Annotated in this window: 23 protein-coding genes; 13 read left to right on the forward strand and 10 right to left on the reverse strand. The window is 40.0% G+C overall.

Annotated features, from left to right (window positions below; translation table 11 throughout):
• Positions 1 to 31: 31 nt before the first annotated feature.
• On the forward strand, positions 32 to 871 hold the full coding sequence (locus OXT66_RS07645; protein ID WP_268596778.1) for a LysR family transcriptional regulator: 840 nt from the start codon (positions 32 to 34) through the stop codon (positions 869 to 871).
• Here OXT66_RS07645 and OXT66_RS07650 read toward each other — a convergent pair.
• Together OXT66_RS07650 and OXT66_RS07655 are read right to left on the reverse strand one after the other, a co-directional pair.
• Positions 861 to 1,478: a uracil-DNA glycosylase gene (locus OXT66_RS07650; protein ID WP_268596779.1), complete on the reverse strand. Its 618-nt coding sequence runs from the start codon at positions 1,476 to 1,478 to the stop codon at positions 861 to 863. The genes OXT66_RS07645 and OXT66_RS07650 overlap by 11 nt on opposite strands.
• 122 nt (positions 1,479 to 1,600) lie before the next feature.
• Positions 1,601 to 2,638: a YeiH family protein gene (locus OXT66_RS07655; RefSeq protein ID WP_268596780.1), complete on the reverse strand. Its 1,038-nt coding sequence runs from the start codon at positions 2,636 to 2,638 to the stop codon at positions 1,601 to 1,603.
• 117 nt (positions 2,639 to 2,755) lie between these two features.
• Here OXT66_RS07655 and OXT66_RS07660 point away from each other — a divergent pair, with 117 nt between their 5' ends.
• Positions 2,756 to 3,619, forward strand: coding sequence for a LysR family transcriptional regulator (locus OXT66_RS07660; RefSeq protein ID WP_268596781.1), 864 nt, complete (start codon positions 2,756 to 2,758; stop codon positions 3,617 to 3,619).
• Positions 3,620 to 3,658: 39 nt separating this feature from the next.
• Here OXT66_RS07660 and OXT66_RS07665 read toward each other — a convergent pair whose 3' ends face one another.
• Together OXT66_RS07665 and asnS are read right to left on the reverse strand one after the other, a co-directional pair.
• The gene (locus OXT66_RS07665; protein WP_268596782.1) at positions 3,659 to 4,048 is read right to left on the reverse strand and encodes a DUF805 domain-containing protein; all 390 of its coding nucleotides are present in this window, start codon (positions 4,046 to 4,048) and stop codon (positions 3,659 to 3,661) included.
• A 737-nt stretch (positions 4,049 to 4,785) separates the two neighbouring features.
• Positions 4,786 to 6,174, reverse strand: a complete 1,389-nt coding sequence (asnS, locus tag OXT66_RS07670) for an asparagine--tRNA ligase (protein WP_268596783.1) — start codon at positions 6,172 to 6,174, stop codon at positions 4,786 to 4,788.
• A 431-nt stretch (positions 6,175 to 6,605) separates the two neighbouring features.
• Here asnS and OXT66_RS07675 point away from each other — a divergent pair, with 431 nt between their 5' ends.
• Complete coding sequence (locus OXT66_RS07675; RefSeq protein WP_268596784.1) at positions 6,606 to 7,262, forward strand: ABC transporter ATP-binding protein; 657 nt, start codon at positions 6,606 to 6,608, stop codon at positions 7,260 to 7,262.
• Positions 7,263 to 7,290: 28 nt separating this feature from the next.
• Positions 7,291 to 8,031, forward strand: a complete 741-nt coding sequence (locus OXT66_RS07680; RefSeq protein ID WP_419146386.1) for an ABC transporter permease — start codon at positions 7,291 to 7,293, stop codon at positions 8,029 to 8,031.
• A gap of 36 nt (positions 8,032 to 8,067) precedes the next feature.
• On the opposite strand, the gene OXT66_RS07685 is transcribed toward OXT66_RS07680, so the two are convergent.
• Together OXT66_RS07685 and OXT66_RS09635 are read right to left on the reverse strand one after the other, a co-directional pair.
• A complete protein-coding gene (locus tag OXT66_RS07685) occupies positions 8,068 to 9,240 on the reverse strand; it encodes an iron-containing alcohol dehydrogenase (RefSeq protein ID WP_268596786.1) in 1,173 nt (390 codons plus the stop codon).
• 433 nt (positions 9,241 to 9,673) lie between these two features.
• Positions 9,674 to 9,997 (reverse strand): NAD(P)H-dependent oxidoreductase, encoded by a 324-nt coding sequence (locus tag OXT66_RS09635; protein WP_327059008.1) that lies wholly within the window; start codon positions 9,995 to 9,997, stop codon positions 9,674 to 9,676.
• Positions 9,998 to 10,085: 88 nt separating this feature from the next.
• Between OXT66_RS09635 and OXT66_RS07695 the strand changes: the two genes are divergently transcribed.
• The 3 genes from OXT66_RS07695 (at position 10,086) to OXT66_RS07705 (ending at position 12,075) form a co-directional block, all read left to right on the forward strand.
• The gene (locus OXT66_RS07695) at positions 10,086 to 10,580 is read left to right on the forward strand and encodes a MarR family winged helix-turn-helix transcriptional regulator (RefSeq protein ID WP_268596787.1); all 495 of its coding nucleotides are present in this window, start codon (positions 10,086 to 10,088) and stop codon (positions 10,578 to 10,580) included.
• A gap of 94 nt (positions 10,581 to 10,674) precedes the next feature.
• On the forward strand, positions 10,675 to 11,352 hold the full coding sequence (locus tag OXT66_RS07700; protein ID WP_268596788.1) for a VIT1/CCC1 transporter family protein: 678 nt from the start codon (positions 10,675 to 10,677) through the stop codon (positions 11,350 to 11,352).
• Positions 11,353 to 11,367: 15 nt separating this feature from the next.
• A complete protein-coding gene (locus tag OXT66_RS07705; protein WP_268596789.1) occupies positions 11,368 to 12,075 on the forward strand; it encodes a VIT1/CCC1 transporter family protein in 708 nt (235 codons plus the stop codon).
• Positions 12,076 to 12,159: 84 nt separating this feature from the next.
• Here OXT66_RS07705 and murI read toward each other — a convergent pair whose 3' ends face one another.
• On the reverse strand, positions 12,160 to 12,966 hold the full coding sequence (gene murI / locus OXT66_RS07710) for a glutamate racemase (protein WP_268596790.1): 807 nt from the start codon (positions 12,964 to 12,966) through the stop codon (positions 12,160 to 12,162).
• Between the two features lie 72 nt (positions 12,967 to 13,038).
• Here murI and OXT66_RS07715 point away from each other — a divergent pair, with 72 nt between their 5' ends.
• Positions 13,039 to 13,569, forward strand: coding sequence for a YbaK/EbsC family protein (locus OXT66_RS07715; protein ID WP_268596791.1), 531 nt, complete (start codon positions 13,039 to 13,041; stop codon positions 13,567 to 13,569).
• A 52-nt stretch (positions 13,570 to 13,621) separates the two neighbouring features.
• On the opposite strand, the gene OXT66_RS07720 is transcribed toward OXT66_RS07715, so the two are convergent.
• Positions 13,622 to 15,625, reverse strand: a complete 2,004-nt coding sequence (locus OXT66_RS07720) for a cation:proton antiporter (protein ID WP_268596792.1) — start codon at positions 15,623 to 15,625, stop codon at positions 13,622 to 13,624.
• Between the two features lie 145 nt (positions 15,626 to 15,770).
• Here OXT66_RS07720 and OXT66_RS07725 point away from each other — a divergent pair, with 145 nt between their 5' ends.
• From OXT66_RS07725 to OXT66_RS07735, 3 genes are all read left to right on the forward strand, one after another.
• Complete coding sequence (locus OXT66_RS07725) at positions 15,771 to 16,994, forward strand: MFS transporter (RefSeq protein ID WP_268596793.1); 1,224 nt, start codon at positions 15,771 to 15,773, stop codon at positions 16,992 to 16,994.
• Positions 16,995 to 17,275: 281 nt separating this feature from the next.
• Entirely contained in the window at positions 17,276 to 18,040 is a 765-nt protein-coding gene (locus OXT66_RS07730) for a C40 family peptidase (protein WP_268596794.1), read from the forward strand.
• 25 nt (positions 18,041 to 18,065) lie between these two features.
• Positions 18,066 to 19,481, forward strand: coding sequence for a GH25 family lysozyme (locus OXT66_RS07735; RefSeq protein WP_268596795.1), 1,416 nt, complete (start codon positions 18,066 to 18,068; stop codon positions 19,479 to 19,481).
• A gap of 58 nt (positions 19,482 to 19,539) precedes the next feature.
• Here OXT66_RS07735 and OXT66_RS07740 read toward each other — a convergent pair whose 3' ends face one another.
• On the reverse strand, positions 19,540 to 20,016 hold the full coding sequence (locus tag OXT66_RS07740; protein ID WP_268596796.1) for a hypothetical protein: 477 nt from the start codon (positions 20,014 to 20,016) through the stop codon (positions 19,540 to 19,542).
• Positions 20,017 to 20,224: 208 nt separating this feature from the next.
• Between OXT66_RS07740 and OXT66_RS07745 the strand changes: the two genes are divergently transcribed.
• Positions 20,225 to 21,127: a DUF561 domain-containing protein gene (locus tag OXT66_RS07745; RefSeq protein ID WP_268596797.1), complete on the forward strand. Its 903-nt coding sequence runs from the start codon at positions 20,225 to 20,227 to the stop codon at positions 21,125 to 21,127.
• Between the two features lies 1 nt (position 21,128).
• On the forward strand, positions 21,129 to 22,004 hold the full coding sequence (locus OXT66_RS07750) for an NAD(P)-dependent oxidoreductase (protein ID WP_268596798.1): 876 nt from the start codon (positions 21,129 to 21,131) through the stop codon (positions 22,002 to 22,004).
• A 44-nt stretch (positions 22,005 to 22,048) separates the two neighbouring features.
• Here the strand turns inward: OXT66_RS07750 and OXT66_RS07755 are convergent, their stop codons facing one another.
• Entirely contained in the window at positions 22,049 to 22,240 is a 192-nt protein-coding gene (locus OXT66_RS07755; RefSeq protein ID WP_268596799.1) for a hypothetical protein, read from the reverse strand.
• Between the last annotated feature and the right edge of the window lie 42 nt (positions 22,241 to 22,282).

Genomic DNA, 22,282 nt, shown 5'->3' on the forward strand with positions numbered 1-22,282 from the left:
ATAGTAAAATCAAGTGGGAAGGACAAATGCCATGAATGATTACTTGGAAACGTTTATCAGTGTTTACGAAAGTCGAAGTTTTTCAATTGCGGCTAAGGAACTTTTTGTGACCCAACCAACCGTTTCGGTCAGAATTGAGCAGTTAGAAAAAAAACTGGGGGTTCAGCTATTTACCAGAAAGTACCGGCAAGAAATTGTTCCAACTGAAGCTGGAAAAATTTTGTATCACCAGGCAATTAGAATGCGGGAGTTATGGCGTGATACTGAAGACGAGATTAGGTACGTGGGAGATACTGAACGCCATTTGGTTCGAATGGGATTTTCGCAAACGTTGGCAGTAACGATCGCCCCCGAATTTCTAAAATTGGCCCAACAAAAAAATCCCAGTTACGATTGGAATATCACTGTGGATAACTCCGAAAGTATTCTGGGATTAATTGATAATAAACGATTAGACGTGGGCCTCATCGAAAAGTCTATGCTTACTGATACTGATCTGGTGGTTCGGAGGGAACTGGCAGCTGATCAATTAGTTCGCATTGGTGAGCCCACTGGCACCTGGTTAATTCGAGAACCGGGGTCAGGAATTGAACACTACACGGAACTCTTTTTTAACGAGTATGATATCAAACCGGAACATACGATTATGTTGAACCGGAATGATTTGATCATGGAACTAGTTGCTAGTGGCGTAGGCGAAACCATTATTTCTAAAAGTGTATTGCCACCCAATTATCCGTATACGGAACTAAACCCGCATTTTAAACGGTCGTTGTATTTCTTAAACGGTAAACACATGAATAAAGAAATACTAGAAATGGTGTACACCTCAATCAAACAAATTGCTCAAGAAATTTATCCTATAGCTTAAGTAGTTGTTTGAGAGTATTCAAATCTTGATAGGCTAAATCGCGTTTACTAGGAAACCGGCGAATGTAAGAGGGATGAAATAATGGAAATAATTGATAAGCTTGGGTAGTTAATTCGTATTTGTTAGTAACGGGATCTAATCGTTGAATGGGAGTCGTGATCAACTGACCATGAAGGTTAGTAATGGTAGATTGCTTACCTAATAACCGAGTTAGGGCGGTACCACCAACCGGTACGATTAAACGATCGGTAAAATGAATTAGTTCTGCATCTAGCAATGGGGCAAAGGCCTTCATTTCGGTGTTGGTAGGTTTGCGATCACTTTTCCGGCCGGCTTTGAGGTTAAACGGACGTGCGAAGACGGTTTTGGTAAAATAGATATCTGCTCGCGTGATTTCTAGGTAGTCTAACCATTTATTTAATTCTTGACCACTGGGCCCCATAAATGGTAATCCGGTTTCGATTTCCTTAGACCCTGGAGCCTCAGCCACCAACACAAACTTGGGGTCTAGGCTGCCGGCGCTGATAACTAATCCCTCTAGCTTATTATTTTGAGCAACTAGCTGTCGGGCCATTTCAATCTGATCTGTGGATAGATATGTACTCATGTTCTTCACTCCTAACTTATTGATATCAGTGTAAAACAAAAACCCCCTAATTGGAATTGATCCGAATTAGGAGGTTTCTTATTTATATTCATCTTACCCGCAATAAATCGATGAAGTAAATATTAGAAGAATAACTTACTTACTACCGCTACAAAAATTAATAGGATGGTAGAAGCAATTGCTGAGGCGGTAAATGGTTTAGCACCTCGATTAGCAATTACTCGGAAATTAACACTCATTCCTAGGGCAGCCATGGCCATTCCTAAGAAGATGTAGGCTAGTTTAACCAACCAAGCTAAAACAGTTGCGCCAAGGGGAACGAAAGTCCCAATCACACTAGCTAAAATAAAACCAGCCATGAACCAAGGAATTGGTAACTTACCGTTGGTTTCAGATTGAACGCCGTGTTTTTTAGCTTGACGTTGCCACCATGCTCCAATGATAAAGGCAGCTGGGGCTAACATCAAAACTCGAGAAAGCTTAGTGATAATGGCAGTGTCCAAACTAACTGGACCACCAGCACCACCAGCAGCAACAGCGTGGGCGATTTCGTGAAGCGAACCACCGGTCATAACCCCAAATTGAGTAGGAGTCATGTGTAAAATTGGCTTCAAACCAATTTCAAGCAAGGTGAAGACCGTTCCCATAATGGCAACGATGGCTACAGCCAATACCTCGTCTTCGTGCTTTTTTTGACTTTCAGATTTGGAAACCGTAATTTGAGGTGAAATTCCCATCACCGCAGCGGCCCCACAAATTCCAGTCCCACTGGCAGTTAAGATAGAAAGGGCAGGATCTACCCCCATTTTCCGAGCAATCCAGTAGGTTAAAATAATTGTCCCGGTAACTACAAAAATAGCTAAAGTAATGGTTTTGACTCCGGCAGCTGCCAAGTCAATCAAGTTCAACTTGAACCCTAATAAAATAATACCAAGACGTAAAAATTTGTTGGAAATAAAGCCGATTCCACTTTCAGCAGCGTTAACCCCGGTACGCCAAACTTGAAAGACCATTCCCAACAATAATGAAATAACTAATGAACCAACCACTGCCAAATATGGTAAAGTGGCTAAGAAAGACCCCGCTACTGCACAGATCAAAGTGAAAATCGCTGCGACCCAGAAGCTGCGGGTGGACATTGTTTCGATAATTGCCTTCATGAATACATTCCTCTCTAAAAAACATTACCTATTGATTTTACTAGTTTTGTTGCATAAAATAAAATTATTAATTGTTATTCATTAATAAAAATAACTTATCTAAAATGGAGGACCACCATGCTTGATCATCGTTACCATACTTTTTTGACGTTGGTTCAGACCGGTTCCTATACCGTTACTGCTGAACACTTATATATTAGTCAACCAGCAGTGACTCAACAAATCAAGAGCTTAGAGCGCGAAATTGGGGTGCCATTAGTACGATACCATCGACCTCATCTGCAAATTACGGTTGAAGGGCAGAAATTGGCTCAATTTATCTCCACCATTGAGGTTCAATCCCGCCAGGTGATGCAACAATTACGATCTCCTAAGGTAGAACGAGAAATTTCGTTTGCGGCTACCTTATCAGTGAGTGATTTTTTAGTTCCCCAATTGATTTTAAAGCTTCAAAAGTTGGGCTACACTAGAATTGATTGTCAAACTGCAAACACTGAATCAGCTTTAAAAAAATTGGATGATGGAACTAGTCAGTTTGCACTGATTGAAGGTAATTTTGATAAGGATAATTACGATTACCAAGTAATTCGGCAGGAACCATTTATTGGAGTGGCCTCAGTAGCCAATGAATTGGTTAATCAAACTAATTTGACCGTTCCGGAATTACAAGCTCAATCCTTATTATTAAGAGAACCTGGTTCAGGAACGCGCGATATTTTTAAAAATTTTGCGGGCTCGTTAAATATTGAGTTGACTGACTTTAGCCAGGTAGTAACGGTAGATAGTCCGACGGCAATTAGGGAGTTATTGTTACAAAACGCCGGGATCAGCTTTATGTATCAGTCATTAGTTCAAAGTGAAATTGATGCTGGCCTATTAGCTAAGTTACCATTACAGGACCTACAATTGCAACATGAACTTACGCTGGTTTGGATAAAGGACAGCTACTTTGCTGAGGAATACGAACATTTATTTGAATGAAAAAAAGTTTTGACATTATTGTCAAAACTTTTTTTATTCTTAGTCTTCTGCTACGTAGTTATCGCTCCAACGGTTTGGCTTAGATGGTAGTACCATCAAGATAAAGAACCAGATGGTCCCGATAATTGGAATGATCGAGATTAAAATCCACCAACCAGAGTGGTCGGTATCATGTAAGCGGCGGAACTTTACTGAAAGGGTTCCAAACCAGACAACAAGAAATACAATTTGAACCACCAAGTTAGTAGTAATTTGACTCCAAGTCATAACGTTACTATCAATAGAATGTCCTGTAATTAGGTCGGCAATAATAACAACAACAATAGCTAAAATATAGTTAAGAAACATTGGCCACCAATAATCTGGCCGGTTTGCAGTTCCAGAAAAGTTTCCTAGATTACTCCAGAAACGTTTGTATGATTCAATCATATAAATCCCCCCTTATTTATAAACCTAGATTAACATAGATTTTAATTAGTGGGGTATTAAAAGCTCACAGAAAATTCAATAAGTATTTTAATTTATTTCATATTTCTCGTTAATAATCTGGTACAGAATTATGCTAAGTGACGTACTTTTGGCTTCAATAGGTTATTTTCTTAGGTTAATTTATCACTAATTCTCAAAGGTCTTAGCACTCTGCCATAAATCGGCATCTCAAAGCAAACAGTTTCGCCTAGCTCAATTAATTTAATAGCGATTCAAAGTTCGAAGCTAACTATCTAAATTAATGAGCACTATGCTCGCTGTTTAACCGCTTTGTTCACTAAAACGGCTTCCAGAACCAATCATTTCCGGTTAAATTAAAGAGCAGCAATAGCAATTCAAATTTCGAATCGAACTATTACTGCTCTTTAGAATTAATCCTCAATGATTAAGCGGTTCTGTCAGCACTTTATTCTTAAAACGGCTTTACCTCACTGCTTTTTCCGTCCAACAGAAAAATGCTAAATAGTGATTCAAAAAACAAATCGAACTATTCAGCATTTTTTCATTGGTACTCGAAAGCACCCGTGAGTTTCAGCACTCTGTCATAAATCGGCCTCTCAAAGCAAACAGTTCCGCTTAGCTCAATTAATTTAATAGCGATTCAAAATTCGAATCGAACTATCTAAATTAATTAGCACTATGCTCGCTGTTTAACCGCTTTGTTCAGCACTCTGTCTCTAGAATTCCGCGTTACCCGGCGTTCTTGGGTAAGGGATCACGTCTCGGATGTTTTCCATCCCAGTTACGTACATCAAGAGGCGTTCAAAGCCAATTCCGAAACCAGAATGTTCTGTTTCACCATATTTACGTAAATCAAGGTACCATTGGTATTCTTCCATTGGCATGTTTAATTCTTTGATCTTAGCGGCTAGGACGTCTTCACGTTCTTCCCGTTGACTACCACCGATTAATTCTCCGATTTCAGGAACCAAAAGGTCCACAGCAGCAACGGTCTTATCATCATCGTTAACTCTCATGTAGAAAGCCTTAATGTCTTTAGGATAGTCAGTTAAGAAGACTGGTTTCTTAAAGACTTGTTCTGAAAGGTAACGTTCGTGTTCACTTTCAAGATCTAGTCCCCAATAAACTGGTACTTCGAAGTCTACATCAGCCTTTTGTAAAATGTCGATGGCTTCGGTATAAGTGATTTGGGCAAATGGTTCTTCACGAGTCTTGGTCAAACGTTCGATTAAGTGTTCATCCACGTTGTCGTTCAAGAATTGCAGTTCGTCCATGGCGTGATCGAAGAGGTAGCTAACTACGTACTTCAATAGTCCTTCGGCTTCCACAATAACGTCTTTTAAGTCAGCGAATGCCATTTCGGGCTCGATCATCCAAAATTCAGCAGCGTGCCGAGAAGTGTGGGAGTTTTCAGCTCTAAAGGTAGGGCCAAAAGTATAAACGTTCTTAAATGCCAACGCAAAAGGTTCCACGGCTAATTGGCCACTAACGGTTAAGTTAGTTTCCTTCTTGAAGAAGTCTTCGTGATCGTCCACCTTACCGTCTTCGGTCCGTGGCAGGTTTTCCATATCCAAAGTGGTTACTCGGAACATTTCACCAGCGCCTTCAGCATCACTACTAGTGATAATTGGGGTGTTTACGTAAACGAAATCTTCTGATTGAAGGTATTGGTGAATGGCGAAGGCAGCCAAGGAACGGATCCGGAAAACAGCGTAGAACGTGTTAGTCCGGGGACGTAAGTGAGCCATTGTCCGTAAATATTCGTAAGTGTGCTTCTTCTTTTGAAGAGGGTAGTCGTTGTCAGAATGTCCTTCTAATTCGATTGATTCTGCGTGAATTTCTAGTGGTTGTTTAGCTTCTGGAGTGTAAACAACGGTCCCAGTAACGCCAATCGTAGAGCTAATTGGCAATTTAGTGAGTTCCTCGTAGTTAGGTAAGTCACTTTGCATAACGATTTGGGCACGCTTGAAGCAGCTACCATCGCTTAATTCGATGAAGCCAACTCGTTTAGAGCCCCGAACGGTTTTAACCCAACCGTGTAAGGTGATTTGTTCGTCTTCAGCAAAATGTTGGTCGCTGAATAATTGTTTAACTGTAATATCCATAATGGTTCTCCTCTCGATAGTTGAGAAAATAAAAAAGCCTTTCCTCCCTTGATAGGGACGAAAGACTTCCGCGGTACCACCCAAATTGTCCGTTACTGCCCGGACCAGCTTAAACGTACTAACATACGTTCCGCTTGATAACGTTGCGGTGACGGCGCGTCCTACTAAGGAGTTCAGACGGCAACTAAAAGGGTGTTATTTCGGTTACCAAATTTTATTAGGCTCACACTCTTCCTAACTCGCTTCAAAACTTTAGTAACTTACTTGTCCGCTTTTCTCGTTTTTTTCTGATTGGCTTGATTTTAGCATAGCTGAATGGCTACTGCAAGATGGCTGATTTATTTAGGAGACATTACTTCACCACCATGCCAAATTAGCGTACAATGATAATACATAATTATTGGAATGATTCTAAAGAGGGAGACGAGGAAATGAACATTTTAGAAGTGGAGCACGTTGGCTTTCAAGCGGACAATCGGCAAATTTTAAATGACATTAATTTTACGGTGGCCGACCAAGAAGTAGTGACCATCTCGGGACCTTCTGGGAGTGGTAAATCAACGTTGGTGCGAATCATTGCTACGTTGCAATCTAGAACTGCCGGTGAGATTACATACAACGGTAAAAGTATCGATAGTTATGATCCAATTGAATACCGACGGGAAGTTTCATACTGTTTTCAACAGCCAACGCTGTTTGGCGATACTGTGCGGGATAATTTGAAGTTTCCGTATGACATTCGTAACCAAGCTTTTGATGAACAACACGCCAAAGATGCTTTACAATCAGTAGATTTGGCTACCGATTATTTGGATAAACAAATCACAGAATTGTCCGGAGGAGAACGGCAACGAGTCGCTTTACTCAGAAACGTGATGTTTCATCCCCGAATTTTAATTTTAGACGAAGTCACTGCCGGATTAGATGAAACTAACAAGCATATCGTTCACCAGATGATGCAGCGGTTTAATCAAGACGATAAAATTACGATGTTAATTATTACCCACGATCAAGAGGAAATGGATAGTGCAAAACGGTTAATTACCATCGAAAATGGTCAGTTGAAAGGGGATGAAAACCGTGAATAATTTAGCGATTTCAAATACGTCATTAGCAATGGCTGCCGGCTTAGTTTTAGTTGCTCTTTTTATTGGTTATCGTGAACGGCTAGGAATTGACCGTGATATGGTTATTGGAGTAATCAGAGCTGTTATTCAGCTATTCTTAGTAGGTTACTTACTGCGTTATGTGATCAAGGTTGATAGTATTATTTTAACGATCGTCTTGATGTTAATTATCATTTTCAATGCGGGTTATAATGCAATGAAACGCAGTCAAGGAATTCCCCACACTTTTTGGATTTCAGTCGGTGCTATTTTTATTAGTACCTCGGTAGCAGTGGGAACGATGGTGTTAACTCACGCACTAAAATTTATTCCGGCCCAAATGATTCCAATCACCGGGATGATGGCTTCCCAGTCTATGGTGGCGATTGGATTGTGTTATCGTAACCTCAATTCTAATTTTCATGATGAACGCCAACAGGTTCTAGAAAAGCTGTCATTAGGGGGAACGGTAAAACAATCTTCCATGCATATTATTAGAGAAAGTATTAAAACTGGGATGCAACCGACAGTGGATGCTACCAAAACAATGGGGATTGTGGCGCTCCCCGGGATGATGAGTGGGATGATCTTTGCCGGAGTTAACCCCGTTTACGCTATCAAATACCAAATTATGGTAACTTTTATGTTACTAGCTGCTACTAGTTTAGGTTCGTTTTTGGCGGTATATTGGTCTTACAAAGGTTTTTACAATAGTAAAGCGCAGTTGACGTTACCAGAAGCTAAGAAATAACAAAAAGGAATGCCTTTAAGGCATTCCTTTTTGTTATTATTCTGCATCATAGGCTGCTTGGAAAATTTTAACGAGGTCGTCAACCGTTCCCTTGCGAGGGTTAGAGAAGGCGTTCCCGTCTTTCAAAGCATTTTCCGCCATCATTCGGAAATCTTCTGGCTTAGCACCAATTTCCTTGATAGATTTTGGAATACCAACGTCTTCTGACATTTGTTTCATGGCTTTGATGGATAATTCGGCGGCGTCTCTAGTTGATAGGCCGTCAGTGTTTTCGCCCATGAATTCTGCTAATTCAGCAAATCGTTGTGGATCCGCAATTAAATTGTATTGTTCTACGTAAGGGAGAAGTAAAGCACAGCAGACCCCATGAGGAGCATCATATTGACCACCTAATTGGTGAGCCATGGCGTGAACGTAACCTAAGTTGGCGTTATTAAATGCCATCCCGGCTAGCATTTCTGCTTCTACCATTGCGGTTCTAGCTTCCAGATTGTGACCGTTAGCAACGGCTTCTCGCAAAGAGCCTTCAATTAACTTGATAGCTTCAATACATTGAGAGTCTGTAATGGGGTTGTGATCAACAGAAACATAAGGTTCAATAGCTTGAACAAATGCATCCATCCCCGTTGCGGCAGTCAAGGAAGCTGGTACGTCTAACATTAAGGTTGGATCATTAAATGAAACCAACGGAATATTGCGCCAAGAAACCACTACAAATTTTAAATGAGTTTCTTCGTTAGTAATTACTGCGTGACGAGTTAATTCTGAACCCGTTCCGGCTGTGGTGTTAACAGCAATTAGTGGAGGAAGGGGATTGTTTAAAGTTTCGATTCCAGCTAGTTCAGTGATATCATCGCCATTAGTTAAAATAATGCCGGCCCCTTTACCAGTATCATGGGCAGAACCACCACCAACGGTAATAATAGAATCAGCACCAGATTCTTCATAAAGCTTTTTAACTTCTTGAATGTTGCGAACTTTAGGGTTAGGTTCAACCCCGTTGTAAATAACGTAATCTACTCCGGCTTCATCTAAAGAAGCAAGGGTTTGTTGCACGGCCCCGTCCTTTAGACCTTCCAAAAATTTATCGGTAACGATTACTGGTTTTTTCATGCCCAGCATTTTAGCTCGTTCTCCAATTTTTTCAATGACACCAGGGCCAAAGAAGTTAACACTTGGCATCAAAAAATCGTAACTACGTTCACTCATAAACCAATCCTTCTTTCCATCTCAGGTAACAAAAATATTTTCATGAAAATTATAAGCGCTTACAAGTTAATTATAGTGATAGGGTGACTGTTATTCAATACTAAATTACCAAAATCATAAAAAAGTTGAGTTACGCCCTACATTATTTAGTGGGGTAAATAATATTTTTAAATTAAATATTTAGATACCTTCTTAAGATCGGCTTTACGTTGGGTTTCAGATCGATTTTCTGGATTGAAATTGTGACAGTGATAATTGAATAACCCTAGTTTGTTAAAGGTTCCACGTTTTAAGGATTTGCTGACGGGATTACCAAAGACAAGTTTATAAAGAGCTGTAGGAGTACCTGAAATAGTAAAGGTAACAACTCTGGGTTTCTTAGGTAAGACATGGGGGCGACTAGGTTGGTAGTGGCCTTTACTGAAGACTTTGTCTAAAAAACCTTGGTCATGGTTGGCATTACTTCCCACCAGATAGGAAAGATAAAAATAATTTGGTCGGCTTGAGCTAGCCGTTGATAATAGTCCTCGGCAACGGGATCGACAATTTGTTTGGTTCGCCAATTAGTTAGTTCGGTTGCACTCATAACCGGGTTAAAGTGATCAGCGTGTAAGTCAATTACATCGACTTCTTCGTTTCGTTGCTTGAGAACCTGAAGACATTCTTGAGCGATGGCAGCACTGTAACTACGGTGGTGAGGCTGATTAAATCTGGCGCTTAAAGTATAGGGATGATCAAAGACGATTACTGTTTTCATAATTAACTACCTCGTTTGCATTTTTATATTCCATGGAATGTTATATACATAGTAAAAGAAAAGTCAAATATATTCGGAGGAATATAAAATGAAAAACATTAATAATGAAACTTTGGATACATTAGCCAATCAAATTAATAACGAATTGACTACGTTTCGTAATCGTGAAATTGACCCCCAAACCAATGAATGGTTTAAACAGCACAGTTCACCAACCGTAAGGGACTTAATTACTAAGTTAAAAATTACTGATTTGGATTTAATTACCATTATTGAACAGCATCCTGAAAGTCGACTAAGTGATTTGACGCAATTTACTAATGTAAGGCAGGGGACCGTTTCTAAAATGGTAAATAAGTTTGTAAAGCTGGGATTAGTTGCTAAGTATCATCAAGGTGATAATTTGAAGAACACTTATTTGCAATTAACCACTAGCGGAACTGAGTTAGCTGAACTTCATACTGAGTTTCATCGAATGAACCAGCAAAAAATGCAAGCAGCGCTAAGTGATTTTTCCATGTCGGATCTACAAATAGTTGCTAAATTTTTGAATCAGATTAACGAGTTGGCTGGGCAAAACTAACGCTGGACTAGTGATAGTGTTGCATTTTCATTTGAAATAGCGTAGAATCAAAACTTGTTAATAATGATTCTAATTTACATACGGAGATGACATCTTGAAGAAAAAACTATCACTTGCTCAAAAAATTAACATTTTAAGAGCTAGCGTCATGGGAGCTAACGACGGTATTCTTTCGGTAGCCGGAATCGTTGTGGGGGTAGCTGGAGCGACGACTAACAGTTTTGCAATTTTGATTTCTGGATTAGCCGGCATGTTAGCCGGAACGGTTTCAATGGCTATGGGGGAATATGTCTCGGTTAATACCCAAAAGGATGCTCAAAAACAAGCCGTGGAAAATGAAAAACAAGCACTCAAAGATAATTACCAACGAGAATTTGAATTTGTGGAAACCAAGTATAGTGATACTGGTATGGCACCGGAGTTGGCTCATCAAGCAACTGAAGAAATGCTGGCTAAGGATCCCCTAACTGCAGTAGTTCGGGAACGGTATGGTTTTGATGCTAATGAGTTTACCAGTCCTTATGATGCAGCAATTGCGTCAATGATTTCATTTCCAACTGGTTCCATTTTGCCACTACTAGCTATCTGGTTATTTCCGAAGGATATTCGAGTAACTGCAACCATCATTGCTGTGACATTAGCTTTAACGGTAACTGGATATTTTGCCGCCGTTTTAGGCAAAGCTGATTGGAAACGGGGAATTTTGCGAAACGTAGTGGCGGGATTACTTACCATGATTGTGACTTACTACATTGGGACGTTATTTGCCTAGAAAGGAGAGGATCACATGCAAGTTGAAACTCGCAAGCCCGCTAAGACGGCTAAAAGCAAAATGACGATGGATGAAAAACTGAATGCATTAAGAGCGGGAGTTCTTGGTTCTAATGATGGTATTTTAACCGTAGTCGGAGTTTTATTTAGTGTTGCAGCAGCAACAACTAATAGTTTTACTATTTTTATTGCCGGGTTATCTGATTTACTCGCCTGTGCCTTTTCAATGGCTTCCGGAGAATATGCGTCAGTTAGCACCCAAAAAGATACTGAAAAAGCAGCGGTAGCTAAGGAAGAACAGTTATTGCAAACTAATTTTGCAGAGGAAGTCCAAGTAGTTCAACAATACTACATGGATAAGGGGGTTACGGCTGCTACTGCATTGGCAATCGCTCAAGATTTGATGGCCAAAAAACCATTGGAAACAATTGTGGACGTGAAGTACGATATTAAGCTTGGACATTACATGAATCCGTGGGATGCCGCTTTTGCATCACTGTTCTCTGCAGCGGCTGGGGGAATTTTCCCGTTAGCTGCCATTACATTATTGCCGGATACTATTAAATGGCCGGGAACCATTTTAGCAGTCTGCATTTCCGTGGCGTTAACTGGGTATTTAAGTGCTAAGTTAGGAAAAGGCAACGTCAAAGTTGCCGTGATTCGAAATATCTTGGTGGGAATTATTACTATTATTATTCACTACGGAATTGGGAAATTATTTTAAAACAAAAAGGATTAACACCATTACGTGTTAATCCTTTTTTTGAAAGCCAGTATGGTCATTCAATGACCGTGGTTTTGTGGATGATTATGCTAGTGTGCCAGAGGCTGGCAAATCTGCAGCGTTGACTTGGTATTGGTTAAATAGTTTTTGGTAACGGTCAATTTCTTCAGGAGTATCTTCCGTACTGTAAAAACTAATCTGGCCCTTTTCCTGATTGTCAGTGTTAAGGCCACCTTCGTTAAGCTTATGCTTGAGCATCTTGGTTACCCCTAAGAAACCATCGTAAAAGTTGGCATTAGGGAAAAATTCTTGAATGCTGTTACGAACAAATGGGTAATGGGTGCAACCTAGGACTACGCCATCAATTTGATCAGCATTAAATTCACTGAGATTATTGGTTAAAAACTCTTTAATTGCTGGACCACTAACTACGCCAGTTTCAATAATATCAACTAGCCCTGGTAGTGGTTTGAGATCAATTTGAGTTTGATCTTCAAAACGGTGGTATTGAGCTTGAAATTTTGTTAGTTTCATGGTTAAAGCGGTCCCCAAAACCAAAATATCTTGGTTGCCAGCTTCAACAGCAGGCTTTAAGGCCGGTTCAATACCAATAATTGGGACGTTGTACTCAGCCATTAATTCAGTTTTAGCGGCACTGGTAGCTGTGTTACAAGCAATTACAATTGCTTTTACTCCTTTATTCAATAAGAATTCCACGTTATTCCGGGAAAATTGGAGGATTTGGTCTTTTTCCTTGTCACCATAAGGGGCGTTTTTAGAATCCCCTAAAAAAATAAATGACTCATTAGGCAAAATGGTTGCCATGGTTTTTAGAGTTGAAAGCCCCCCGATTCCAGAATCAAATACCCCAATTGGCCGATTATCAGTCATGGTTTCATCTCCAGTTCGAAAGTTTTGTAGCCTATATTGTAGCATTGAATGTCGCCAATTCAAAATGAGGTTATGAATTTAATTTACCGGTTGGTGATAATCAGCTATAATGAGGGCAAATTTAAGGCGGTGATTATGGTGAGTTTAGAGGCGGTTAAGCAGTATTTTGCAAAACAAGGGTTAGCAGATAGAATTGTAGTTCACGATCAAGTTAGTGACACAGTAGAACATGCGGCAACGGTAATCGGTTGTTTACCAGGACAGATTGCTAAAACCATGGCTTTTCAACAAAAAGCAGGCGTGGTGTTAGTGGTTATGGCTGGTGATTATAAAATTAACAATCAGGCCTATAAAGCTCAATTTCACCAAAAAGCTTCTATGGTGCCATTTACTGAAGTGGCTACCGTAGTTGGACATGAACCGGGAGGAGTATGTCCATTTGCAATTAATCCTGGTATCTCAGTGTACCTAGACGAATCATTGAACCAATACGAAACAGTTTATCCGGCAGCAGGAAGTCCAGATAGCACAATTGAATTAACGGTGACTGAATTAGCTAAGTATAGTCAAGGAACTTGGGTAACGGTCGCTAAATCCATGTAAAAAAAGCAATGAGCTTGAAAGTTAACGGAATTTTCAAACTCATTGCTCTTTTTTATTGAGGAGTAAAGGCATCATTATTTTGCAAGTAGGCCATTTCATCGTACACAATGTGTTCTTGTAAGGTTTGAGCACTAGCTACGGTTAATTTTTTAGCAGAAATGGCTTGTTGCATAAATTCGTATTCGCTATGAAAAGCCAACAGAAAAGTTTGGTACAAAGTAACGGGATCTGGTTCACCGTAGTTAATTCGACGATGACGTTGTAAATAAAAGCGTTGGACTAAATGCAATTCCACGGTGTCTTTATGTTGGCGACGACTGGTTCGTAAAGCTCGTTCAGCAGCATGGTAACCAGCATCTTCGATTTTAGCAAAGTCTTCACCATGTTTATCGAATTCTCGTTTCCAGTAATATTGTTCGGCAATTAATGGGGAAGTTAAAAACATATTTTGGGTAGCTTGTAAGTTTTGTGACATGCGGCCGGTATGAACGCCAAATCTAACTCGTAGCCAGAAGTTTTTCAAGAGATTATTGTTGACGGTGTAAAGACTCATTGAAATAAATTCTTGATAGTAGTGAGATTCCACGGCAGTAATTTGATTAGACTGTTCTAATTCTTTAATGGCAGCTAATTCAGCGTTATAGGCTAATTGATAAATTTGACGCAACCGACGTTTATTAACGTGGCTATGCTGATGCAGTTGTTGACTGAGCGCATCGGTGACGAGCTGGCTTTCGGCCGGATGTTCAGCCGCCTGTTGTTTTACCTTATTCATGGCCACCATCACCATTTCCCGTAACCACTGGTGCTTGTGCGCTTCAGCAGTATCATCAGGGGTGGCCTTAGTTATCAGGGGCACGAAAATGGCCGCAACGGTGAGGCTAAGTAAAATAATGACCGCAACAATGAAAATTAACGAGTTTCGATCGATGAAAGAGTGAGCTAAATTAGTAGGAATTAGAAAAGCCAATGAAAGCGAAATGGTCCCACTAGCACCACTGATCGCCATTAGCCAACTATCTTGCCAACGGTGCGGACTCTTAATATGCATCCAGACTAAATAGCGAGTCCAAAGTAAGCGAATGACAAATTTGAAGGCGTATAAACTAACGCCAATCAAAACTAGCAGTCCTAACAGGTTTTTGTGCTGTTCGGAAATGGCCATCGTGATGGTGGGCAAAGAAAGACCTAGCAAGATGAAAATAATTCCAGTGAGGGCGTGTTCTAAAATTTCCCAAACGTTGGTTTTAACTAATTGCATTTTAGTAGAAACAAAGCGCAAATTGTCGTTTTCTACTCCCTGGACCAAGCCGGCGGCCACGATCGCTAAGATTCCTGATAGTTCCAATTCTTCTGCCAGGTAGTAAACCAAAAACGGAACCGTCAGTTCTAAGACAATCATGATTAATGGACTATCATCGGCTGATGAGATTAACCAACGACGTAAGTGATGAAACACAATTCCAATTACCGCTCCTAACAACAAACCACCTAAGAATTCCACTAAGAAGAGGGAGATAGCGTTACTCCAGGTGAAATTTCCTTCCATAAAAGCACTAAGCGCTAAGCTGAAGGCTACAAAACCAGTAGCATCATTGAATAACGATTCATTTTGTAAAATTAAAAATGGTATTTGAAACTTGGGATTTGGTTGGGCAAAGGCACTAACCGCAGAAGCATCCGTTGGCGTAACAATGGCACAAATGGTAAATGCTAGTGCCAAAGGAACGAGTGGAAATAACCAGTTGATTAAGCCCCCAACTACTAGAACGGTAGTAACCACTAATAAGATGGATAACGATAATATGTTAATGGCCCCTCTACTTATCCAGTAACGAGAAGCATTTTGGGCGTCATTATATAGTAGAGGCGTGACTACTAAGAACATGAACAGCTCCGGATTAAATAAAAAGTGGCGGTAAAATGGAATGATTGCGAGTAGCAGTCCACTAATAATATACAGCATAGGCAGTGGTAACCATTTGATATGGTTGCCCACGACGTTGGCTGTAACTACCCCTAACAGTAGAATTAACACAAAAAACGTGGCGGTCATGAGTTTCTCCTTTCAGTCGTACTTACTAAGGTATAGTATACAGTGAACTGTAATCAGATGAAATAGTTTGCAATCGAGTCTTGACGTAGCTTTAGACGGGGTGAATACTAAAATGAGCTAATAGGAATTAGGAAGTGGTAAGATTTTGAAGTTATTAAGTTACAAGTCACAACCTCAGTGGCAAAAAAACGTTTATGCATTATGGATTGGCAATTTTGCTACGGGAGCGGGCTCTAGTATGAGTTTGCCGTTTTTACCATTATTCATTGCAACAATGGGTAATTTTCCTAAGTGGGAATTAACTTTATACGCTGGCTTGGGGTATGCGGCTACCTACTTGAGTCAGGCAATTGCTTCACCACTCTGGGGCAAGTTAGCTGATCGAACTGGGCGGAAGCCCATGTTATTGCGGGCTAGTATTGGGATGACAATTACCGCGACGCTAACTGGTTTTTCTACTAGTGTGTGGATGCTAATTAGTTTGCGGTTTATTCAGGGAATGTTTTCTGGCTACATTAATAATGCGTTTGCGCTGATTGCTAGTGAAGTGCCGCAAGAACAAAGTGGAAAAACAATGGGCACTTTAACTACCGGTAGCGTGGGCGGACAATTAGTTGGTCCAATATTTGGGGGCTTTATTGCCGGAATTTGGGGTTATCGAATTCCGTTTTACGTCTTTGGGGGCCTAATGTTCTTAGCAGCCCTAGCAACTTATTTTGGCGTGAAAGAAGATTTCACCCCGATTGAAAAGGATAGTCAACAAGCTAAGCAGAGCGCGTTTGCTGGAATTAAGAACTTGTGGATTGTTTGGGCAATGATTATTTCTTCCATGCTAATTCAAGCTGCTACCAATTCTATTAACCCGATTTTGAGTTTGTTCGTTAGGGAATTAATGCACGGCACCGGTAATATAGCTTGGGCGAGCGGGGTTATTGCAGCCTTGCCCGGAATTGCCACCTTGGCAACTGCTTCGCGACTAGGAGCTTTAGGAGATCGGATTGGGCCTAGAAAAGTATTGGTGGGTGGATTAGTACTGTCTGCTGCAATGTTTTTCCCAATGTTTTTTACCACTTCAGTGGTTGTCCTGGGTATTTTACGGTTTATCATTGGAATTGCCGATGCAGCTTTAATGCCGGTAACCCAGACGGTAACGATGTTAAATACTCCTCCAGAAGCAATTAGCCGGATCTTTAGTTATAATCAGTCGGCTCAGGCAATGGGATCCGTGGTAGGACCATTATTGGCTTCGGCAGTGGCTGGGATTTTAGATTACCGGTTTGTCTTTTTGATGACTGGTATTTTGGTCATTATTAATTTAATAGTAGTGTTAGTGGCATACCGCAAAGACGGAATGGCATTAATTGGTTAAGACGGTGGAGTTAAATAACCGTCTTTTTTATTTATCTACCACGACTGGTTATTTGATGTTAGCTAAACAGTTATGTGATGAGTTACAAAAATCAAGTATTTTTTAACAATTGTCATATAGCAAGTTAGAATAAAGCCTGTTTGCCGGTGTTTTCAGAAAAATAACGTTAAAAACTTTGTAATATTTCTTTACCTGTTTGAAATTTTTCCGTTCGGTTCCTGTAGCAATTGCACAGTACAATGGTCACTGTAGATTAGAGAAATCAGTTCGGAGGATATGTTTTGAAAAATTACATAAGTAAATTAGCCATCGTGGGCGTCGCAGTTTCAGCAATGACGATTGGAGCAAACGTAACTTCCACAGCAACAGCACATGCGGATGGTACTAATACTATTTCAAACTTGAAATCAGTAACCAAACAAACTTACGTAAGAAAGTCAGCTACTGGTTGGACTTATAATATTGATACTAGTAGTCAAACATTTAATTGGGGCGGCAGAACCCACTATTTAAAGAATTACCCCAACACTACTTGGTACGTAACCAAGTCAATGAAAGTTACTACTGCTAAAAATACTACCGGAACTTTTTATTATGTAACTAACGGTAAAAATACGGTTAGTGGTTGGGTTTGGAGCGGTTATTTAAAAGCTAAAGAAACGACTCAAACTAGCACTCAATCATTTGATAGCGTTTATACTACTGCCAAAAAATACTTAGGAACCCGTTATATTTATGGAGGCACTACTCCAGCTGGCTTTGATTGTTCCGGTTATACTCAATATGTATATAAAAAGTCAATTAAAAAGAACCTTGCTCGAACTGCCCAAGCTCAGTACAATAGTACCAGCAAGGTTTCCAGTTCTAACGTCCAAAAAGGCGATTTGGTATACTTTGGTTATAGTAAGAGAAGCATCAGCCATGTGGGGATTTACATCGGTAATGGTAATATGATTGATTCTCAAAACAATGGGGTAGTAATCGAAAAGGTTAACGCTCCATGGTGGAATAAAGTTGGCTATTCACGACCAGCTAATTTAAGTTAAGCTTGGAAAACAAAGGGAGACAGTTATGACAACAAAATTAGGTAAGGCATTATTAGGATTAGGACTAGTCGGTGGTATGTTAATGGCTGGTGGAGTAACAGCTAGTGCTGATACTACGTTAAGTGAAAAACCAGCGGGAACTATGGGTTCCAGTTATCCGGTGCAACAATATAACGCGTTTGCAAAATCACGTATTTCTATTAATCGTTCTAATTCAGTGCCGGATTTGTCTGAATGGCAAGGCAGCTTTACTGATGCGCAAGTAAAAAAATTAAAAAACCAAGTACCATTCGTTATTTTACGAGTACAATATGGTAGTGATTACAAGGATAAGACTTTTAATCACAACGTAGCTTTGATGCAAAAATATGGAGTGCCTTACGGGGTATATTCATTTAGTCAATACAGTTCTGCTAGTGATGCTAAGACTGAAGCTAGAGACTTGTATAATCGCGCTCCTGACGCTGAATTTTACGTCAATGATTATGAAGACCAAACCACTAGTGGTAACACTAATACCGCTGCAACTAACTGGTACAATACGATTAAACCATTAGCTGGTTCACGTAAGGTGCTCTTGTATTCTTACGCTAGTTTCATGCAATCATACGCAAGTAGTGCTGTTAAAGATTATGATGGTTTCTGGTTAGCTGCTTATCAAACTAGTGAACCAACATCTGCTAGTCATGTCTTATGGCAATATACTGACTCCTACTATATGAGTTCATTAGGCCAAGCAGTAGATGCCAGCGTTTCAACTAGCAAAGACAGCTCTTGGTTCTTAAGCGGGGCAAGCACTGGCTCAGACAATAGTTCTGATAATAATGGTGATACTGACAATAGCAGTAATACCGATACCGACAATAATACTGACACTAATGGTGTAGACCCAGATGATTCAACTGGGGCAAACAATAGTAATTCTACTTCTAACGTTGCTTCTAACTTTAATTATATTGATATTGATAGTCAGTTTACTGTTAAAAACAAGCCGGGCCATAACTTCTTTAACCACATTCCTAATGAAGGCCGTTACAGTTATAAGAAACTTCATAATGGTTCTACTTATGCCGGTAAGAATATCACCGTTGATTCTCAAGGTACTAAGAAGTCAGGTTCTTCTCATTCCTATTACCGGGCATACTACAAAGGTAAGAAGATTGGTTGGATCTACGACACTGCTTTAGCTTCTAAGATTACTTATACTACCCCTAGTTTAAAGGTAAAAGTAAAGGCTAACCCAGCTTCTAATTTCTACAACCACGTTACTAACAGTAAGTACACAGTAAAGAAGACCCATAATGGTTCTACTTATGCTGGTAAGACTTTGACAGTTAATGCTGCCGGAGTTAAGTACGGTTGGAAGACTCCTTACTATCGAGCATATTACAATGGTAAATTAGTTGGCTGGATTTACAGTGGTTCAGTTGACGTTAAATAGCTAGTAAATAAAAAGGCGATCTGAAAAGATCGTCTTTTTTTGTGGATTTAATTAGTGATTACTTTTGGTAGTAATAGCGATGAATAAATTTCATTTGGTAAGCATTATAATCTTCGATAAAAACGGCACTTAGGGCTTTTACTTTTTTACCATTATGTTTGACGGTGACCGGTTTTAATTTCCAAGTGGCAATGCTTTGAGACATGCCAATGTTCCAATAACCAAACTTATTTTTATGTTTGCTTAATGCCAAGTTAGTAAAATTAGTATTAGCAATAAATTTTTTACCAGAGGCATAAATACTGTTAGGTTGTTTTTTACCGTTTTTATAGTCTGCTCCGTAAAACGTGTATTTGGTAATGTTGATGTATTTACTAATTCCGTTGGCATTTTTAGTGGTAGCCCATTTACCTCGCAAAGCAACGGGGGTAACGGTGTAGTGGCGACTAGCTTGGGCAGGATGACTGAACAATCCAGTAACCATGATTCCAAGTAAAAGCGCTAACCAAATAGTAGTTCGAAAATGTTTAGGCAATCTGATCACTCCTCAATAAGTTATTTGTAAATAAGTGTATAACTAATTATTTAATCATACAACTTATCTTATAAATAAATTGCAAAATGGGATGATGAAAAGCCAAATTATAACTAATTTTTTGGTTACTAAAACGCAACTAAAATTGCTTGTGTCTCCTTGAAAAAACGATTACACTTTGGAAAAAGGTAAAAAAGAAGGTCATAACATGAATTCGATCACTAGACTATTGGGAACTAAGTATCCATTGATTCAAGGATCGCTAGCTCATATTTCAACGTATCCGTTGGTAGCAGCTGTTAGCAATGCCGGTGGATTAGGTACTTTAAGCTCGACTGGCTTGAATTCCAAACAACTTGCGTTACAAATTCAACGAGTAAAGGAGTTAACCAATCAACCATTTGCGGTTAATTTGACTCTGTTGGATGCCAACGTGGAAACATTAGTTAAAATAGTGATCGAACAAAAAGTCCCGATAGTAATCACTAGTGCGGGGACCCCCAAACGGTTTATTCCGGCTTTAAAAACCGCAGGAATTAAAACTTTAGCGGTGATTCCTAACGTTAAAATTGCTAAAAAAATGGAAAGCTTAGGAGTGGACGCAGTAATTGCCGAAGGAATGGAATCTGGTGGGCATATTGGGCAATTAACCACTATGGGTTTGGTACCTCAAGTGGTGGCGGCCGTAAATATTCCTGTAATAGCTGCTGGTGGAATTGCTGACGCTCGCGGAGTTTTAGCGGTACAAGCGCTAGGGGCTCAAGGAATTCAAGTTGGGACTGCCTTTTTGGTAGCTGAAGAAACGCCAATTGCACCAGAATATAAGCAAGCCGTTATTACGGCTGATGATATGGCAACCGTAGTTACTGGTAACGGAGCAGATGCAGTGCGGGGCATTGCTAACGGGTTAACTGACCGTTATTTCCAAATGATAGCTGATAATGCTTGGCCTGAAGAACTGGATAAGCTTACTACTGGTAGCTTACAACGGGCAATTCATGGTGATGTGGCTACTGGTTCATTGATGGCAGGGCAAGTAGCTGGGATGATCACCAAGGTGGAACCAGCGGCGACAATCGTGAAACGGTTGATGAATAAAGTGGAGGCTTAATATGAAAATTGGATTTATTGGTACTGGAGTTATGGGAAGTGCCATGGTTAAAAATTTGTTGAAGGCTGATTTTACGGTGACGGTTTTTAACCGTACGAAAGAACACGCGCAAGCTGTACTAGATGCAGGAGCTACGTGGGCTGATTCACCTGCCGAAGTGACTAGTCAATCTGACGTGGTAATTACAATGGTGGGGTTTCCTAATGACGTTAAAAGTGTCTATTTTGGAAATAACGGAATTTTCAAACAAGTTCATGCGGGTCAGGTGTTGATTGATATGACTACCAGTTCACCCAAAATCGCTCAACAGATTTTTGCTGAGGGCCAAAAACAGGGGGTAGAAGTATTGGACGCCCCGGTTTCCGGTGGGGATGTAGGAGCTCAAAACGCCACTCTTACCATTATGGTGGGCGGTTTAGAAGCCACGTATCAAAAAATGCAGTCGTTATTTTCAGTGTTAGGCAAATCGATCACTTACTTTGGTACTGCTGGAGCGGGCCAAAATGCTAAGATGGCTAATCAGATTATGATTGCCGGGACGATGACTGGAATGAGTGAAATGTTGGTGTATGCTAAGGCAGCCGGTTTGGATTTGCAACAAGTGATTCAAACCGTTGATAACGGTGGCGGCCAAAATTGGAGTTTGGCAAATTATGGTCCTAGAGTATTAAAGGGCGATTACCAACCCGGCTTTTATGCTAAACATTTTTTGAAGGATCTTAAAATTGCTTTGGACGTGGCCGCCGAAATGAAACTAAATTTACCGGCTACTGAATTAGCTAAGCAATTATATGATCGAATGGTCAACGATGCTGGTCTAGGTGACGAAAGTACGGATGGATTAGTTAATATCTATCATAGTTGGCGAGAAGATTAATTATTATAATACACAAAAGGACTTAACGGTTTAGTTAAGTCCTTTTATTTTGATTTGCGTTTATCCCTAGCATTGGCAAAATTAATCCAAATAGAAATTCCTAAACAGATTACGGCTACGATAATTAATAGTACCCGAATAGTAGTGGTTGGTTCAGATCGTTGGATGTACCAAGCTAATAAAATGGAAATAATTAAGCAGATATCTGCCAAAATTAATTTAGGAGAAAATCCCATCGTTATCAGTCCCTTCTGCGTTATTATAGCAGATTTGAACTG

This window comes from Lentilactobacillus senioris, from assembly GCF_026798195.1.
GTDB classification, from domain to species: Bacteria; Bacillota; Bacilli; order Lactobacillales; family Lactobacillaceae; genus Lentilactobacillus; species Lentilactobacillus senioris_A.

Bases quoted from the DNA above. Each gene is read 5' to 3' on its own strand.
- OXT66_RS07645 (WP_268596778.1), top strand. From the start codon at position 32: ATGAATGATTACTTGGAAACGTTTATCAGTGTTTACGAAAGTCGAAGT.
- OXT66_RS07650 (WP_268596779.1), bottom strand. From the start codon at position 1,478: ATGAGTACATATCTATCCACAGATCAGATTGAAATGGCCCGACAGCTA.
- OXT66_RS07655 (WP_268596780.1), bottom strand. From the start codon at position 2,638: ATGAAGGCAATTATCGAAACAATGTCCACCCGCAGCTTCTGGGTCGCA.
- OXT66_RS07660 (WP_268596781.1), top strand. From the start codon at position 2,756: ATGCTTGATCATCGTTACCATACTTTTTTGACGTTGGTTCAGACCGGT.
- OXT66_RS07665 (WP_268596782.1), bottom strand. From the start codon at position 4,048: ATGATTGAATCATACAAACGTTTCTGGAGTAATCTAGGAAACTTTTCT.
- asnS (WP_268596783.1), bottom strand. From the start codon at position 6,174: ATGGATATTACAGTTAAACAATTATTCAGCGACCAACATTTTGCTGAA.
- OXT66_RS07675 (WP_268596784.1), top strand. From the start codon at position 6,606: ATGAACATTTTAGAAGTGGAGCACGTTGGCTTTCAAGCGGACAATCGG.
- OXT66_RS07680 (WP_419146386.1), top strand. From the start codon at position 7,291: ATGGCTGCCGGCTTAGTTTTAGTTGCTCTTTTTATTGGTTATCGTGAA.
- OXT66_RS07685 (WP_268596786.1), bottom strand. From the start codon at position 9,240: ATGAGTGAACGTAGTTACGATTTTTTGATGCCAAGTGTTAACTTCTTT.
- OXT66_RS09635 (WP_327059008.1), bottom strand. From the start codon at position 9,997: ATGAAAACAGTAATCGTCTTTGATCATCCCTATACTTTAAGCGCCAGA.
- OXT66_RS07695 (WP_268596787.1), top strand. From the start codon at position 10,086: ATGAAAAACATTAATAATGAAACTTTGGATACATTAGCCAATCAAATT.
- OXT66_RS07705 (WP_268596789.1), top strand. From the start codon at position 11,368: ATGCAAGTTGAAACTCGCAAGCCCGCTAAGACGGCTAAAAGCAAAATG.
- murI (WP_268596790.1), bottom strand. From the start codon at position 12,966: ATGACTGATAATCGGCCAATTGGGGTATTTGATTCTGGAATCGGGGGG.
- OXT66_RS07715 (WP_268596791.1), top strand. From the start codon at position 13,039: ATGAATTTAATTTACCGGTTGGTGATAATCAGCTATAATGAGGGCAAA.
- OXT66_RS07720 (WP_268596792.1), bottom strand. From the start codon at position 15,625: ATGACCGCCACGTTTTTTGTGTTAATTCTACTGTTAGGGGTAGTTACA.
- OXT66_RS07735 (WP_268596795.1), top strand. From the start codon at position 18,066: ATGACAACAAAATTAGGTAAGGCATTATTAGGATTAGGACTAGTCGGT.
- OXT66_RS07745 (WP_268596797.1), top strand. From the start codon at position 20,225: ATGAATTCGATCACTAGACTATTGGGAACTAAGTATCCATTGATTCAA.
- OXT66_RS07750 (WP_268596798.1), top strand. From the start codon at position 21,129: ATGAAAATTGGATTTATTGGTACTGGAGTTATGGGAAGTGCCATGGTT.
- OXT66_RS07755 (WP_268596799.1), bottom strand. From the start codon at position 22,240: ATGGGATTTTCTCCTAAATTAATTTTGGCAGATATCTGCTTAATTATT.